Origin of the sequence: uncultured Roseobacter sp., assembly GCF_947495025.1 — a bacterium.
Classification (GTDB): domain Bacteria; phylum Pseudomonadota; class Alphaproteobacteria; order Rhodobacterales; family Rhodobacteraceae; genus Roseobacter.
Genome location: NZ_CANLXG010000004.1, coordinates 96,866 through 111,979, shown reverse-complemented (window position 1 = coordinate 111,979; position 15,114 = coordinate 96,866). Strand labels below are relative to the sequence as shown.

At 60.4% G+C, this 15,114-nt stretch carries 13 protein-coding genes; 7 read left to right on the top strand and 6 right to left on the bottom strand.

What is annotated here, in order from left to right:
* Positions 1 to 24: 24 nt before the first annotated feature.
* A complete protein-coding gene (gltX, locus tag Q0792_RS17990) occupies positions 25 to 1,350 on the bottom strand; it encodes a glutamate--tRNA ligase (protein ID WP_298844090.1) in 1,326 nt (441 codons plus the stop codon).
* 174 nt (positions 1,351 to 1,524) lie between these two features.
* Here gltX and Q0792_RS17985 point away from each other — a divergent pair, with 174 nt between their 5' ends.
* Entirely contained in the window at positions 1,525 to 2,454 is a 930-nt protein-coding gene (locus Q0792_RS17985) for an MBL fold metallo-hydrolase (RefSeq protein ID WP_298844089.1), read from the top strand.
* 24 nt (positions 2,455 to 2,478) lie between these two features.
* Here Q0792_RS17985 and Q0792_RS17980 read toward each other — a convergent pair whose 3' ends face one another.
* On the bottom strand, positions 2,479 to 3,291 hold the full coding sequence (locus Q0792_RS17980; RefSeq protein ID WP_298844087.1) for a PHB depolymerase family esterase: 813 nt from the start codon (positions 3,289 to 3,291) through the stop codon (positions 2,479 to 2,481).
* A gap of 72 nt (positions 3,292 to 3,363) precedes the next feature.
* Positions 3,364 to 5,022: an NAD+ synthase gene (locus tag Q0792_RS17975; protein WP_298844086.1), complete on the bottom strand. Its 1,659-nt coding sequence runs from the start codon at positions 5,020 to 5,022 to the stop codon at positions 3,364 to 3,366.
* Positions 5,023 to 5,198: 176 nt separating this feature from the next.
* Between Q0792_RS17975 and Q0792_RS17970 the strand changes: the two genes are divergently transcribed.
* Positions 5,199 to 6,587, top strand: coding sequence for a 2-isopropylmalate synthase (locus tag Q0792_RS17970; protein WP_298844084.1), 1,389 nt, complete (start codon positions 5,199 to 5,201; stop codon positions 6,585 to 6,587).
* 4 nt (positions 6,588 to 6,591) lie between these two features.
* On the opposite strand, the gene Q0792_RS17965 is transcribed toward Q0792_RS17970, so the two are convergent.
* On the bottom strand, positions 6,592 to 7,491 hold the full coding sequence (locus tag Q0792_RS17965) for a LysR family transcriptional regulator (RefSeq protein WP_298844082.1): 900 nt from the start codon (positions 7,489 to 7,491) through the stop codon (positions 6,592 to 6,594).
* A gap of 87 nt (positions 7,492 to 7,578) precedes the next feature.
* Between Q0792_RS17965 and Q0792_RS17960 the strand changes: the two genes are divergently transcribed.
* The gene (locus Q0792_RS17960; RefSeq protein WP_298844079.1) at positions 7,579 to 8,202 is read left to right on the top strand and encodes a class I SAM-dependent methyltransferase; all 624 of its coding nucleotides are present in this window, start codon (positions 7,579 to 7,581) and stop codon (positions 8,200 to 8,202) included.
* Positions 8,203 to 8,317: 115 nt separating this feature from the next.
* Here Q0792_RS17960 and Q0792_RS17955 read toward each other — a convergent pair whose 3' ends face one another.
* Both Q0792_RS17955 and Q0792_RS17950 read right to left on the bottom strand, forming a co-directional pair.
* Complete coding sequence (locus Q0792_RS17955; protein WP_298844076.1) at positions 8,318 to 9,844, bottom strand: cryptochrome/photolyase family protein; 1,527 nt, start codon at positions 9,842 to 9,844, stop codon at positions 8,318 to 8,320.
* A complete protein-coding gene (locus tag Q0792_RS17950; RefSeq protein WP_298844073.1) occupies positions 9,841 to 10,506 on the bottom strand; it encodes an SDR family NAD(P)-dependent oxidoreductase in 666 nt (221 codons plus the stop codon). Before Q0792_RS17950 ends, Q0792_RS17955 begins: the two co-directional genes overlap by 4 nt.
* A gap of 256 nt (positions 10,507 to 10,762) precedes the next feature.
* On the opposite strand from Q0792_RS17950, the gene Q0792_RS17945 reads away from it, so the two are divergent.
* From Q0792_RS17945 to Q0792_RS17930, 4 genes are all read left to right on the top strand, one after another.
* Complete coding sequence (locus Q0792_RS17945) at positions 10,763 to 12,331, top strand: 2-isopropylmalate synthase (RefSeq protein ID WP_298844070.1); 1,569 nt, start codon at positions 10,763 to 10,765, stop codon at positions 12,329 to 12,331.
* A 210-nt stretch (positions 12,332 to 12,541) separates the two neighbouring features.
* Entirely contained in the window at positions 12,542 to 13,591 is a 1,050-nt protein-coding gene (locus Q0792_RS17940) for a rod shape-determining protein (RefSeq protein ID WP_298844068.1), read from the top strand.
* A gap of 75 nt (positions 13,592 to 13,666) precedes the next feature.
* Positions 13,667 to 14,560, top strand: coding sequence for a rod shape-determining protein MreC (gene mreC, locus Q0792_RS17935; RefSeq protein WP_298844065.1), 894 nt, complete (start codon positions 13,667 to 13,669; stop codon positions 14,558 to 14,560).
* Positions 14,557 to 15,099 (top strand): rod shape-determining protein MreD, encoded by a 543-nt coding sequence (locus tag Q0792_RS17930; protein ID WP_298844062.1) that lies wholly within the window; start codon positions 14,557 to 14,559, stop codon positions 15,097 to 15,099. The genes mreC and Q0792_RS17930 overlap by 4 nt, the downstream gene beginning before the upstream one ends.
* The last annotated feature ends 15 nt before the right edge of the window (positions 15,100 to 15,114 follow it).

The window sequence follows — 15,114 nt, the reverse complement described above, 5'->3', positions numbered from 1 at the left end:
GCCTCAGCGCAGCAACGGATCAGGTCAACCCCGGGCTTTGACAACCTGCAAAAGAGGCATCAGCGCTGACATATCCGGACCGTGGGCCTGACCGGTCAGGGCCTTGCGCAGCGGCATAAAGAGGCCGCGTCCTTTGCGGCCCGTCGCTTCTTTCACAGAGGCTGTCCATGTGCCCCATGTGTCACCGTCAAACGGCCCCTCGGGCAGCAGTGCCATGGCCTCGGCAACAAAAGCAGCATCCTCGTCATCGATCACAGGCTCTGCACCGTCACGCATCATCACCCACCACGGACCCAGATCGTCCAGCGTCGTGATGTTCTCGCGTGTGACAGCCCAGAACTGCTCTGCCATGTCGTCCGGCACGCCTGCGTCTGTGACAGCCCCTGCAACATCTTCCAGTGACAGGCCCGCCAGATAGCGCGCGGTCAGCGGGAAGAGATCGTTCACATCGAATTTCGTCGGTGCCGAGCCGAACCGCTCAATGTCAAACCCGTCAATCAGGCCGGACATCTCAGTCTGCAGTTCAACCGGATCGCTGGACCCCAGCCGCGCCATCAGGCTCAGCAGCGCTGCGGGCTGCACCCCCTGCTCACGCAGGTCGCGCAGAGCCAGCGTTCCGAGGCGTTTGCTCAGTGCTTCGCCCTGCGAGCCGGTCAGAAGCGAATGGTGCGCAAAAGCGGGCACGTTTCCGCCAAGCGCTCCAATGATCTGGATCTGTGTCGCCGTGTTGGTCACATGATCAGAGCCGCGCACCACATTCGTCACACCCATTTCAGTATCATCGACGACACTGGCCAGTGTATAGAGAATCTGCCCGTCACCCCGGATCAGAACCGGGTCCGACACCGATGCCGCGTCAATCGAAATATCGCCCAGGATGCCGTCGTTCCATTCGATGCGTTCCTGATCCAGCCTGAACCGCCAGACGCCATTGCCGCGCTCGGCGCGCTGCGCGTCTTTCTCCGCGTCCGTCAACGCCAGAGCGGCGCGGTCATAGACCGGCGGTTTTCCCATATTGAGCTGCTTTTTGCGTTTCAGATCGAGTTCGGTCGGTGTCTCAAACGCTTCGTAAAAGCGGCCCATATCGCGCAGCTGATCTGCCGCCGCGTGGTAACGGTCCAGCCGCTCAGACTGACGCTCTGTCCGGTCCCAGTGCAGGCCCAGCCATTCCAGATCGCGTTTGATCCCGTCGACATATTCCTCTTTCGAGCGCTCCGGATCGGTGTCGTCAATCCGCAGGATAAATGTCCCGCCTGCCTTGCGCGCGATGAGGTAGTTCATCAGCGCCGTGCGCAGGTTGCCGATATGGATATAGCCGGTGGGCGACGGGGCAAAACGGGTGGTTGTCATGGTGGTCTCCTGTTGGCGCGGTGTTGTCACAGGGGGGGGCGTTTGTCCAGCACATGCACAGGCGCCGCAGGGCGGGTGCGCGCGGAAATGTGATGGGCAAAAACCCGTGACGGACTGGTCTGACTGTGACCAGGCGCTACTTTCGCGTGTGAACATATAACAGGGAGACCTCCAATGACCCAGTCACCGTCCTTCTCACGCCGTGCCGCACTTGCCGGCGCCGCTGCTCTGCCACTGGCAGCCGCAACCGCCGGTGTCAGCCGGGCTGCTGCCCCGATCCTCGGCACCAGCATGGCGCCGTTCCAGCGTCTCAAGGTCGGAGAATTCGATGTCACGACCCTGCTCGCCGGCTCCCGCGCGGTTGAAGGTCCGCAGAACATCTTTGGCATGAACGTCGATGCCGACACGTTCAACGCGGTTTCGGCAGAAAACAATCTGCCCGTCGATGCGGCCCAGTTCTTCTTTACACCCACCGTGGTGAACACCGGATCCGAACTGGTGCTTTTTGACACCGGTCTGTCGGGCGCAGGTACGGGCGCGGCACTTGAGGCTGCGGGCTATACCGCGGATCAGGTGGATGTGGTGGTCATTACGCACATGCACGGCGACCATATCGGCGGCATGACCCTTGAGGACGGCAGCCTGACCTATCCCAATGCACGTTATGTTACCGGCCGGGCGGAATACGACGCATGGGCTAAGCAGGACAACGACAACTTCAAAGCAAAGATCCAGCCCTTTGCAGAGCAGTTCACCTTTCTGGAAGACGGCGGCGACGTGGCCTCTGGTCTGACAGCCATGGCAGCCTTTGGTCATACGCCCGGGCACATGGTCTATATGGTCGAAAACGGCGGGACACAGCTGGTGCTGGGCGCGGATTTTGCCAACCATTATGTCTGGTCGCTGGGGTATCCCGACTGGGAAGTGAAATTCGACATGGATAAGGCTGCTGCGGCCGCCACACGCCGACGCATTCTTGATATGCTGGCTGCCGACAAGACAGCGTTTGTAGGGTATCACATGCCCTGGCCCGGCGTCGGCTATGTGGAAACCCGCGATGACGGCTTCCGCTATGTGCCGCACAGCTACCAGCTGATGCTGTAAATCATGGTGTGGTGGGGGGGCTCGTCAGAGCCGCCCCACCTCCCGGAACTGCTCCCAGGCAAATCGCACGAATTCCGTCCGGAACGAATGCCCGCCTTCAAACAGACAGAACTTCATCATATCGCCGGCAGAGTTGTCCGCCTCGTCACACATCAGATCGCCGTATTGTGTGGGCCCGCTGAAATCACCGTATTCGCCATAGCCCTGGTACATCGCCAGCGCCTCGTCCACCTCACCCTGTTTGGTGGGGCCAATAGCGCGGCCTTCCAGTGGAACGGTCCGGTCACTGTCTCCATGAATGTGAATGATACTGGCGACCGGGCCACTGCAGGCGTCAGGTGGTTCCAGCCAGAAAGTACCTGAAATCGGGGCAAAACCGGCAAAACGGTCGCTTCGGGAACAGGCGAGATTCCACACCAGCATGCCGCCCGCGCTGAACCCGGTGACCATGATCCGTGTGTCATCTATCTCAAAGCGCTGCGCCGCATCGTCGAGCACCGCATCCACATATGCGAACTCTGAGGCGCCATCATTGTCCATGTCACGCGGATGGTTAGGCAGCATCCAGCTGCCGCCGTCTGCGTTCAGCGCAATCAGTGCCGCACCGAGGTCAGACGCCATACGACGCAGGGACCCGTTACGCATAACCCCTGCGGCCGACCCGCGATAACCATGCGCAAAGACCACGACCGGCACCGGTTCGTCGCCGGCCTGGGTTTCAGGCATGACCAGGCGATAGCTGCGCTCGCCGACCATGCAATCCGTTTCCTGTCCACAGGCATGTGCGCCCGCAGATACAAGGCAAAGTCCGGCGACGGCGGCAGAAAATCGGTACATAGACACTCCTGGAAGCGGGTTTTTCAGCAACCTGGAACGGTAGCGCGCTGTCGCCAACTCACAATCCCGTGCTCAGGACGGATCGCGCCAGCGATTGACGACAGGATAACGCCGGTCGAGCCAGAAAGCCCCTTTGGTCAGCCGTGCGCCAGGCGCAGACTGAAACCGTTTATATTCAGATATATAGATCAGATGTTCGACCTTTTTCGCGGTATCGCGGTCAAAGCCCGCCGCCACACAATCCTCGATTGAACCGGCCCGGTCTACGAGAATTTCCAGCATTGCATCCAGATCCGGGTAATCAGGCAGGCTGTCACTGTCTTTCTGATCCTCACGCAGCTCAGCCGAGGGCGGCTTGTCGATGATCTGTTGCGGAATCACAGCCCCCGCAGGGCCCATCATCCAGTCACGGTGGTTTGCATTGCGCCAGCGGCAGGTCTCGAACACACGCGTTTTATAGAGGTCCTTGATAGGGTTATAGCCGCCCGCCATATCGCCGTAGATCGTGGCATAGCCCACCGCGACCTCGGATTTATTGCCGGTGGTCAGCAGCATTTCGCCGAATTTGTTCGACATCGCCATCAGCAGCAGACCGCGCAGGCGTGACTGGATGTTTTCCTCTGTCAGGTCTGCGTTGCGGCCCTCAAAGAGCGGCGCCAGCGTCCTTGTGATGGCCTCGCGACCTTCCGAGATGGGCACGTAGTCATAGTGGCAGCCCAGCGCTCTGGCGAGTGCCTCTGCATCGTCCAGTGAGCTCTGGCTCGTAAATTCCGACGGCAGCATCACGCAGCGCACGTTTTCCGGACCCAGCGCATCTGCGGCGATGGTCGCGACAATGGCGGAATCAATCCCACCCGACAGCCCCAGCAGTACCTTTTTGAACCCCGTTTTGCGCATATAATCGCGCAGGGACAGGACCATAACGCGGTAGTCCTGTTCCCACGCATCCGGGTGCGCAGTCTTTTCGCCGTCGACAATCCGCCAGCCCTCCGGCGTGCGTTCCAGATCAACATGGGCGATATCTGCGTCAAACACCGGCATCTTGAATGCCAGCTGTCCACCGGGGTTCAGACCAAAGCTGCCCCCGTCAAACACCTGATCGTCCTGACCGCCAACCATATTGAGGTAAATGAGAGGCAGCTCTGTCTCAACCACACGGGCCACCATGTGATTGAGCCGCGTATCGAATTTACCCCGGTAATAGGGTGAACCGTTTGGCACCAGCAGGAACTCTGCGCCCGTCTCGGCCAGAGTTTCCGCCACATCTTCGTGCCATGCATCCTCGCAGATCGGGCTGCCCACGCGACTGTTGCCCACCGAATACGGCCCACCCAGAGGGCCTGCATCAAAAATACGCACTTCATCAAACACTGTCTCATTCGGCAGGTGATGCTTCAGCACCGTCGAGGCGATACGCCCATCTTTGAGAATGTGATAGGCGTTGTAGAGCTTTGTGCCCTCGACCCAGGGGGCGCCTATGGCCAGCGCCGGTCCGTCGGCGCAATCTGCCGCCAGCGCGTTCAGATGTGTGGTCACATCCAGCTGGAAGGCCCGGCGCATTACGAGGTCCTGCGCATTGTATCCGGCCAGAAACATCTCGGGCAGTGCCACCAGATCAGCACCGGCCTCTCTGCCCTTTTCCCAGGCCCCCCGCGCGCGCCGGGCGTTGCCGGCCAGGTCCCCGACGGTCGGGTTCAGCTGCCCCAGTGTGATGCGAAAACGATCTGCCATAACGCCCGGCCTCTCTGCCTCTTTGAGCGTCATGTAGCAGATCAGGCCCCGGTGAAAAGCCCTCGTGCCGCCGATGCAGCAAAAGGGCGTTGCGACCGACCGGCCCAGCGATTAGGTTCAGAGCCGGGACGCGCGGGGGTGCAGCCCCGCCATAAAACAACGCACTGAGGTGAGCCATGACACTGCGCAGACTGATCCTTTGCCTTGCTCTGATACCACTGCCCGCGCTTGCGCAGGACGGTGAAGTCCAGACCAAACAATACGATGACGGTGGCGTCTATGAAGGTACCTTCCGCGGCGGCGTCCAGCACGGTACCGGCACCTACAAGCTGCCGAACGGCTATGAGTACACCGGTCAGTGGATCGACGGAGAGATCAAAGGCGAGGGTGTTGCGCGCTTTCCCAACGGATCAGTCTACGAGGGTACCTTTGCCAAGGGTAAACCCGAGGGCTTTGGCCGGATCACATTCGCCGACGGCGGCACGTACGAAGGCCAGTGGGCCGGCGGTGCGATCACCGGTGAGGGCATAGCGCTCTATGCCAACGGTGTCCGCTACGAAGGCAGTTTTCAGGATGCGCGTCACCATGGAAAAGGCACCATGCAGAGCCCCGGAGGCTATGAATACAGCGGTGACTGGGTTGATGGCGTCAAACAGGGCACGGGCAAAATCACCTATCCGGACGGGGCGGTTTACGAAGGGCAGATCGCCGACGGCAAGCGCGAAGGACAGGGCACGCTGACCATGCCTGACGGTCTGGTTTACGTCGGCCTATGGCGCGACGGACAGATCGACGGCTCCGGACGCCTGACCCAGGCAAATGGCGATGTCTATGAAGGCCAGCTGGTCTCGGGCCGCCGCGAAGGTGTGGGCAAGGTCATCTATGCCAACGGCGACGTCTACGAAGGCGAGTTCGAGGGCGATCTGCGAAATGGCCAGGGAACCTTCACCGCCCAGGACGGCTATACCTACACAGGCTCCTGGGTGGCGGGCAAAATCGAAGGCGAGGGCCGCGTGACCTACCCGGACGGTTCCGTATACGCCGGGCTTTTTTCTGACGGACTGGCCGACGGCGAAGGCACGATCACGTATCCGGATGGCTCGACATATGCCGGTGCGTGGAAGGCAGGCGTAATCGAAGGGTTCGGCAAGGCCACCTACACCAACGGTGTAGTCTACGAAGGTAACTTCCGGGATGCACGCAACCACGGTCAGGGTGTCATGACCTATGCCGACGGGTACCGCTACGACGGGGAATGGCTGGACGGTCAGCGCCACGGGCAGGGAACGGCCACGTACCCCGACGGCACCGTTTACACCGGTGGCTTTCAGAACGGCCAGCGCCACGGCGAGGGAAAAATCACCATGACCAGCGGCTTTACCTATGATGGTCAGTGGGTCGAGGGTGAAATCGAAGGCAAGGGTGTAGCCACCTATGAAAACGGCGATGTCTACGAAGGCACCTTCAGGTCGGGCAAACGCCAAGGCACGGGCACCATGCGCTACGCCACCGGCGAAGAAGCTTCCGGTACGTGGGAAAACGGCGCGCTGAGCGAAGGCGGCTGACCGGTCACACCCGGTGTTGCTTTTCCAGAAAACCGGCCAGAATATCAAAGACCAGCCTGATCCGGCGACTGGTGTGCAGTTCCCGGTGCGTGACAAGCCATGTCGGAAAGGTGACAGGATCCATTTCGGGCAGGACCGGTACGACTTCGGGGGTCATAGCACCTACGTCTTCTGACATGATCGTGACGCCAAAGCCCTGCCGCACCAGCTCCCACGCGACAATACCGCTGGCAGATCCGTAACGGAAGTTGCGGCGCTTCAGTTCGAGGCCGATCCCCTTCATGTGCGCGATCATCTGGTCTGTATCAGTAAAGCTGATGAAACGATGCTGCGCGAGCGCCTCCAGCGTGGCCGGAGTGCCATGTCGCTTGAGATACTCCGGGGTCGCATAAAACCGTGCGGTCGACGTACGGACCTTTTTTGCAATCAGGTCCGGCTGTTCGGGGCGCACGTGCCGCACGGCGATGTCCGCCTCGCGCCGGATCAGATCGCGCACCTCATTCGAGGCGACAAGGTCAATCTCCAGTTGCGGCGCCAGCGCCTCTATCTGTTTCAGTGCCCGCGGCAACAGATAGGCCGAGAAGATGTCGCTTGCGGTAATCCGTACGAGCCCTTCGACCGCCTGCGACTGGCCGGAAGCTGAAAGCGCAACCCGGTTGGCAGCCGCCTCCATTGCGCGCACATGCTCCACAAGGTCAAGGCCCGCGCGGGTCAGCGCCAGACTGCGCCCGCTGCGCTCGAACAGAAGCACGCCGAGATCCTGCTCAAGGGCCGATATCTGCCTTCCCACGGTTGGTTGCGCCAGACCCAGCAACCGCGCAGCACCGGAAAGCGACCCCGCATCCACCGCCGCCAGAAACGCGCGACTTTGGGTCCAGTCAAAACTGTTAGTGGGCTGATCCATACAGATATGCATATCACCCCGACACTTTCAGGCAATTCCTTTCACTATCTGCATATGTCATTTTCTGATCAGGTAAGGAGACATGCTATGAACCCCACAGCTTTCTGGGACAGAATCGCCCCTAAATATGCGCGCCAGCCAATCCGCGACATGAAGTCCTATGAATACACGCTGGGGCGCACCCGCAGTTATCTGGGCTCTGGCGACAGGGTCCTTGAACTGGGTTGCGGCACCGGTTCGACGGCGATCCGGCTGGCGGATGGTGTGGCGCGGTACACGGCCACAGACGTCTCGGCTGGTATGATTGCCGAGGCGCGGATCAAACAGACACCTGACAATCTGGAACTGCTGACAGCCGGCTGGTCAGAGCCCCGCCTGCTGGACCGTGAATATGACGCGGTACTGGCTCTTAACCTGCTGCATCTGCTGCGTGACATGCCTTCCGTCCTGCGGCGGGTGCACAGCCTTCTTGAGCCCGGTGGCCTGTTCATTTCCAAGACAACGGTGGCGCCGGCGCGGCCTCCGCTGTGGTTCCCTCTGCTGCGTATCGGCCTGCCGCTTCTGCACCTGACCGGGCGCGTCCCTTTCGTTGCATTCCGCACGATCGGGGAACATGACGCGATGATCACAGCAGCAGGCTTTCAGATCGTGGAAACCTTTGACGGTAGCGGGGCCGTTCCGTCCCGCTATGTGGTTGCGCGCAAAACCTGAGCAGATTGGGTGCAGCAGGGTGGTGGAGCAGGCCTGTGCGGCTCTGCGATCCCAGAGAGGTCAGCGCCACAACCGACGTCACAGATCATGCCGGTCAGCGTGAGAGTATGAAGCGCTAGACCTGCTCGCCCGCATCCAGACGGTCCAGAAATTCGCTGGCCTCGCGCAAAACTGTTTCCCGTCGCGCCGCATCCATCCGGTCCCAGGTCCTGTACATGTTTCCCATGCGCGGATTGCCCTCGAACCGGTCCCGGTGGCGGTCAAGAAAATGCCAGTAAAGCAGATTGAAGGGACAGGCCCCCTCACCCGTCTTTTTGCTGACCGAATAGTCGCAGTTCTTACAGTAATCCGACATACGGTTGATATAGGCGCCGCTGGACACATAGGGCTTGGAGGCGATCACACCGCCATCTGCAAACTGGCTCATTCCGACGGTGTTGGGTGCTTCGACCCATTCAAAGGCATCGGCATAAACGGCCAGATACCATTCGTGCAGTTCGGTCGGGCTGACCCCGGCCAGCAGGCCGAAATTCCCTGTCACCATAAGGCGTTGGATGTGATGGGCGTAGGCTTCTGCGCGCGTCTGCTCCACCGCTTTTGACAGACAGTTCATATCTGTCTTTCCGCCCCAGTAGAGCGCCGGCAACGCCCGGTCATGCCCCAGACCATTGCGCGCGGGATAGTCCGGCCCCTCGAGGAAATAGATGCCCCGCACATACTCCCGCCAGCCGATGATCTGGCGGATAAAACCTTCGGCGGCGTTGATCGGCACATCGCCAGCCTTCCAGGCCTCTGCCGCTGCCTCGCAGACCTCCAGCGGATCCAGCAACCCGATGTTCAGATAAGGGGAAATCACCGCGTGATACAGAAACCTGTTATCGTTCAGCATCGCATCCTGAAAATCACCGAACTTCGGCAGAGCGTTTTTTATAAAATGTGCCAGAGCCCGGCGCGCCTCGCCCCGGGTGGTGGCAAAGTGAAAGGGTCGCAGGTCACCAAAATGATCACCAAACCGCGCCTCTACGAGCTCCAGCACATCTTCTGTGACCTCGTCGGGTGTAAACTGCATCGGTCCTGAGAAATCGACCTCATCGGGCGCTGGTTTCCGGTTATCGTGATCATAGTTCCATTTGTCTCCTGCAGGCTTTTCACCCTCCATCAGCAGGCCGGTTTTACGCCGCATATCGCGATAGAAATACTCCATCCGCAGTTGCTTGCGCCCTTCCGCCCAGGTTTCAAAATCACTGTGTGACGCGATGAATCTGGTGTCCTGCAGGATCCGCACCCTGAGCGGCGCGTGTTTCAGTGCGGAAATCAGCCGCCACTCTCCTGGCTCCGTGGCAAGTACTTCATCTGCACCGGTCTGTTCTGCCCGGCGAAGCAACTCACCCACGATGGATCCGGCGTTGTCGGTATCATCCAGTTCCGCATAGGCGACCTTCCAGCCATCCTCCCGCAGGGCAGCAGCGAACTTGCGCATGGCGGCAAAAACCAGCGCGATTTTCCTGGGGTGGTGCCGGACATAGGAAGCTTCATCGGCAACCTCGGCCATGACGACCGTATCGCTGCCCCGGTCCGCTTCCTGCAGCGCGCTCAGGTTTTGCGACAACTGGTCGCCAAGAACCAGAACAAGGCGGCTCACCAGGGCACCTCTTTTCCGGCCCAGTCGAAAAACCGGCCTGTATCCTCCGGGCTCAGGCCCTCCATCACACGGATCAGGTTGTCCGCGGCCTCATCCGCAGCCACAGCGGGGTGCCGGCCAAGGTATTTTTCTGTGAAGGGCGTGGCCACCGTACCGGGATGCAGTGCGATACAGATGCTGTGTCTGTGGCTTCGCGACAGTTCGATGGCGGCCGTGTGCACAATCTGATTTACCGCCGCCTTTGCGCTCCGGTAGCTGATCCACCCGCCCATGCGGTTGTCGCCGACAGACCCCACGCGCGCCGACAGGACGGCCACCATGGCCACACGGTCACGGGGCAGCAGGTCAGCCGCGTGGCGCAGCACCAGTGCCGGGCCGACCGCGTTCAGAGCGAACTGATCCATCATGGCACGCGATGTCACCGATTTGATGGATTTTTCCGGCGCGGCCTTGTTGATCTCCAGTGCGCCGGTTGCCACAAACACAAGATCAAAAGGCCCCTGCTGTGCCCCCACCAGAGTGGCAACAGAAGCCTCGTCCGTCACATCCAGCCCGTCGGCAGAGCGGGACAGTGTCACCACTTCGTCGCCCCGTGCGCGCAATGCATTCGTCATTGCGGCGCCTATGCCGCCCGACGCACCAATCATAAGAATTCGTCTCATACCCGGCCACCTAGCCGCCCGGCACAGCGGTTCAAGTCACAGCGCAAAGAGGCCGCGAAAAGCCTCTTTCCATTTACGGAGCCTGCGGTATAACTGCCGTGATGACGAAAGCTGCTGAACATATGTTCTCCGCGCGCACCCTGTCCGCCGCTGCAGCACTGCTGCTAACGCGCCTCTGAGCGTGCCCTTCGGCGCGCCCGCTCAGAGGGATCGCCCGCGCGCCAGGACACACAGCAGACAATGAAAGAATTCCGATATGACAGATAAAGCCGGACAGGACCGCGTCCTCATTTTTGACACCACATTGCGCGATGGCGAACAAAGCCCCGGTGCGACCATGACCCATGCCGAAAAGCTGGAAATTGCCGGGCTGCTGGATGAAATGGGCGTCGATATTATCGAGGCCGGATTTCCGATCGCTTCTGAGGGCGATTTTGCCGCCGTGAGCGAGATCGCAAAGCTGGCAAAAAACAGCGTCATCTGCGGACTGGCCCGTGCACAACCGGGTGATATTGACCGTTGCTGGGACGCCGTCAGGCACGCAGCAAAGCCCCGTATCCACACATTTATCGGCACCTCGCCGCTGCACCGGGCGATCCCTAATCTGGATATGGATCAGATGGCGGAACGCATCGAGCAGACGGTGACCCACGCCCGTAACCTGTGTGAAAACGTGCAGTGGTCGCCGATGGACGCCACCCGGACCGAGGATGATTACCTGTGCCGCGTGGTCGAGATCGCGATCAAATGCGGGGCCACCACAATCAATATCCCGGACACCGTTGGATATACGGCACCGCGGGAGTCTGCCGGACTGATCCGCATGCTGCTTGAGCGCGTGCCCGGTGCCGACACCATCACCTTTGCAACGCATTGTCACAATGACCTCGGCATGGCGACAGCCAACAGTCTGGCAGCAGTTGAAGCAGGCGCACGGCAGATCGAGTGCACGATCAACGGGCTGGGTGAGCGGGCGGGGAACACAGCGCTCGAGGAAGTCGTCATGGCCATGAAAGTGCGCAATGACATCATGCCGTACCAGACCAGCGTTGACGCGACAAAACTCATGAATATCTCGCGCCGTGTGGCCACCGTGTCGGGATTTCCGGTTCAGTTCAACAAAGCGATTGTCGGCAAGAACGCTTTTGCACACGAAAGCGGCATCCACCAGGACGGGATGCTCAAGAACGCTGAAACCTTCGAGATCATGCGTCCCGAGGATGTGGGCCTGACTGAAACCAACATCGTCATGGGCAAACACTCCGGTCGCGCGGCGCTGCGTTCCAAGCTGGAGAACCTCGGGTTTGAGCTGGGGGACAACCAGCTCAAGGACGTCTTTGTGCGGTTCAAGGAACTGGCAGACCGGAAAAAGGAAATCTATGACGATGACCTGATTGCCCTGATGCGCACCTCGTCTGACCCTGAAAACGACCGGATCCAGCTGAAATCCCTGCGCGTGGTCTGCGGCACAGACGGCCCCCAGCAAGCGGATATGACGCTCGTGATTGATGGCGCTGAAAAGTCGACGACCCAGACCGGCGATGGCCCTGTTGACGCCTCGTTCAACGCGATCAAGGCGCTGGTTGAACACAGCGCACGCCTGCAGCTTTACCAGGTGCAGGCCGTGACCGAAGGCACGGACGCTCAGGCAACGGTTTCGGTACGTATGGAAGAAGAAGGCCGGATCGTCACCGGCCAGTCGGCCCATACAGACACCGTCGTTGCTTCGGCCCTTGCCTATATCCACGCGCTGAACCGCCTGCTGGTACGGCGCGAAAAGGGTGGAAAAGACCGCCGCGAAATCAGCTACAAAGACGTCAGCTGACCCACTAAATCAGCGCCCGGACCGGTCTGCGACCGGCCCGGGGGGCCTGCTCGATTGTTGCGCGCTGCGATACAATCGCAACGTAATGGCAAGATGATGCCCGGATCATCGTTAACGCCCCTTTCACCATAGCGCGCCTAAGCATATAACACTGGGCAACCGGGCCTTTCAGGGCACGGATCAACGGCATTCGGGCAGGGTTTATACCTCATGGCAATATTCGACAGTTTTCGCGGTCTGTTTTCATCAGACATGGCGATTGACCTCGGGACAGCGAACACGCTGGTCTACGTGAAAGGCAAGGGCGTGGTTCTGTCAGAACCATCAGTTGTTGCCTACCATATAAAAGACGGCGTCAAGAAAGTGCTCGCCGTTGGCGAAGACGCGAAACTGATGCTGGGAAGGACGCCAGGCAGTATCGAAGCGATCCGCCCGATGCGTGAAGGGGTGATCGCCGATTTTGATACCGCCGAAGAGATGATCAAGCATTTTATCCGCAAAGTGCACAAACGCTCGACCTTTTTTGGCAAGCCCAAGATCATCGTCTGTGTGCCCCATGGTGCCACACCTGTCGAGAAACGCGCCATCCGTCAGTCGGTCATGAGCGCCGGTGCCCGCCGCGCCGGGCTGATTGCCGAGCCCATCGCGGCCGCCATTGGTGCCGGCATGCCGATCACCGACCCCACGGGGAACATGGTTGTCGACATCGGCGGTGGTACGACCGAGGTCGCGGTCCTGTCTCTGGGTGATATCGTCTATGCCCGCTCGGTCCGCGTCGGTGGCGACCGGATGGACGAGGCGATCATCAGTTATCTGCGCCGGCAGCAGAACCTTCTGGTCGGGGAAACCACGGCTGAGCGGATCAAGACCTCTATTGGCACGGCGCGCATGCCCGATGACGGCCGTGGCACGTCAATGCAGATCCGTGGACGTGACCTGCTGAACGGTGTTCCCAAAGAAATCGAAGTTACCCAGGCGCAGATCGCCGAAGCGCTGGCAGAGCCGGTCCAGCAGATCTGCGAGGCTGTGATGACGGCCCTTGAAACGACACCGCCTGATCTGGCCGCCGATATCGTTGACCGCGGGGTGATGCTGACCGGTGGCGGTGCCCTGCTGGGCGATCTTGATCTGGCGCTGCGCGAACAGACCGGTCTTGCGGTGTCAATCGCAGATGAGTCGCTCAACTGTGTGGCGCTTGGCACGGGCAAAGCGCTCGAATACGAAAAACAACTGCGTCACGCGATCGACTACGAAAGCTGAGCAGAGATCATAAACGACGTACCCCGACTGCGGCAGGACTGCCCTGCCTGACCCGGGGCAGGAGACCCGCCGCTGATGGCCAGAGACAGATCTCAGACCAGCGACTTCACCGGCCCCCTGCGCCGGTTGCTGATTGCCGTGCTGGTGCTGTGCCTGCTGGGTATTTTTCTGTTGTGGCGGATCGACAGTCCGCGGGTCGAACGGTTCCGCGCGCAGATCACTGACCGGTTTGTACCGGGTCTGGACTGGGCGATGGCGCCGGTGACAGGTGCTGTCAGCCTGTTGCGTGACTTTCAGAGCTATCAGCAACTGGCCGAGCAGAACCAGGAACTGCGCTCGGAGCTGCGACGGATGCAGGCCTGGAAAGAGGCTGCTGTACAGCTGGAACAGGAAAACGCCCGTCTGCTGGATCTCAACAACGTGCGTCTGGACCCGCGCCTGACTGTTATTTCGGGCGTTGTACTCGCCGACAGCGGCTCGCCGTTCCGCCAGTCCGTCCTGCTGAACGTCGGCGCACGTGACGGGATTATCGAAGGGTGGGCAACAATGGACGGGATCGGCGTCGTCGGGCGGATTTCCGGTGTTGGTCAGAACACATCCCGGGTGATCCTGCTGACAGATGCTTCCAGCCGCATTCCCGCATCCATCCAGCCCTCTGGTCAGAGAACCATTGTTGCCGGGGATAACACCGCGGCACCGCTGATCGATTTTCTGGAAAACCCTGATCAGGTCCGCCCGGGTGACAGGGTCGTCAGTTCCGGCGACGGCGGTGTATTTCCCTCCGGCCTTCTGATCGGCCAGGTCGCGGCGGACCCGGGTGGTCAGCTGCGGGTGCGTCTTGCCGCCGACTACGAGCGGCTCGAGTTTCTGCGCGTCCTGCGCCACCATGGCACGGAGCCCATCGATGACAATCCGCAGATCATCGGCCCGCAACTGCCGGTGATCGTGACCGAGGAGGCGATCCAGTGAATGACGCCCCTGTAACGCGGCTTTGGAGCATGCGGATTTCGTTCGCCTTTCTGGTCTGTGTAATTCTTTTCTTCCAGCTGCTGCCTCTCAGCACGACACCCTCCCGCTGGGCTGGTCCCGACCTGCTGCTGGCTTTTGCCTGCGCATGGGCGGTCAGGCGTCCTGAATATGTCCCGGCATCTGCGCTGGCGGGTCTGTTTCTGCTGGCGGATCTTCTGCTGCAGCGCCCGCCGGGTCTCTGGGCGTTACTGGCTCTGCTGGGCTGCGAAAACCTCAAGTCCCGGGCCCGGGCAGTACGGGATGGAACTTTTGTCGGCGAATGGCTCACCGTTTGTCTGATCCTCACCGGTATCAGCATCGCCTACAGGCTGGCGCTTATGATCACGCTGCTTGATCCACCCCCGTTCGCACTGTCATTCTCGCAGTTGCTGATGACGCTGCTGTGCTATCCTTTTGTTGCGGGCATCACCCATGCCCTGATGGGCGTACGCAAATCAGCTCCGGGCGAACCTGACAGCGGCAGAGGTGGTCTGCGATGACCTGCCTGTCAATTT

Bases quoted from the DNA above. Each gene is read 5' to 3' on its own strand.
- gltX (WP_298844090.1), bottom strand. From the start codon at position 1,350: ATGACAACCACCCGTTTTGCCCCGTCGCCCACCGGCTATATCCATATC.
- Q0792_RS17940 (WP_298844068.1), top strand. From the start codon at position 12,542: ATGGCAATATTCGACAGTTTTCGCGGTCTGTTTTCATCAGACATGGCG.
- Q0792_RS17960 (WP_298844079.1), top strand. From the start codon at position 7,579: ATGAACCCCACAGCTTTCTGGGACAGAATCGCCCCTAAATATGCGCGC.
- Q0792_RS17945 (WP_298844070.1), top strand. From the start codon at position 10,763: ATGACAGATAAAGCCGGACAGGACCGCGTCCTCATTTTTGACACCACA.
- mreC (WP_298844065.1), top strand. From the start codon at position 13,667: ATGGCCAGAGACAGATCTCAGACCAGCGACTTCACCGGCCCCCTGCGC.
- Q0792_RS17970 (WP_298844084.1), top strand. From the start codon at position 5,199: ATGACACTGCGCAGACTGATCCTTTGCCTTGCTCTGATACCACTGCCC.
- Q0792_RS17965 (WP_298844082.1), bottom strand. From the start codon at position 7,491: ATGGATCAGCCCACTAACAGTTTTGACTGGACCCAAAGTCGCGCGTTT.
- Q0792_RS17950 (WP_298844073.1), bottom strand. From the start codon at position 10,506: ATGAGACGAATTCTTATGATTGGTGCGTCGGGCGGCATAGGCGCCGCA.
- Q0792_RS17985 (WP_298844089.1), top strand. From the start codon at position 1,525: ATGACCCAGTCACCGTCCTTCTCACGCCGTGCCGCACTTGCCGGCGCC.
- Q0792_RS17975 (WP_298844086.1), bottom strand. From the start codon at position 5,022: ATGGCAGATCGTTTTCGCATCACACTGGGGCAGCTGAACCCGACCGTC.
- Q0792_RS17980 (WP_298844087.1), bottom strand. From the start codon at position 3,291: ATGTACCGATTTTCTGCCGCCGTCGCCGGACTTTGCCTTGTATCTGCG.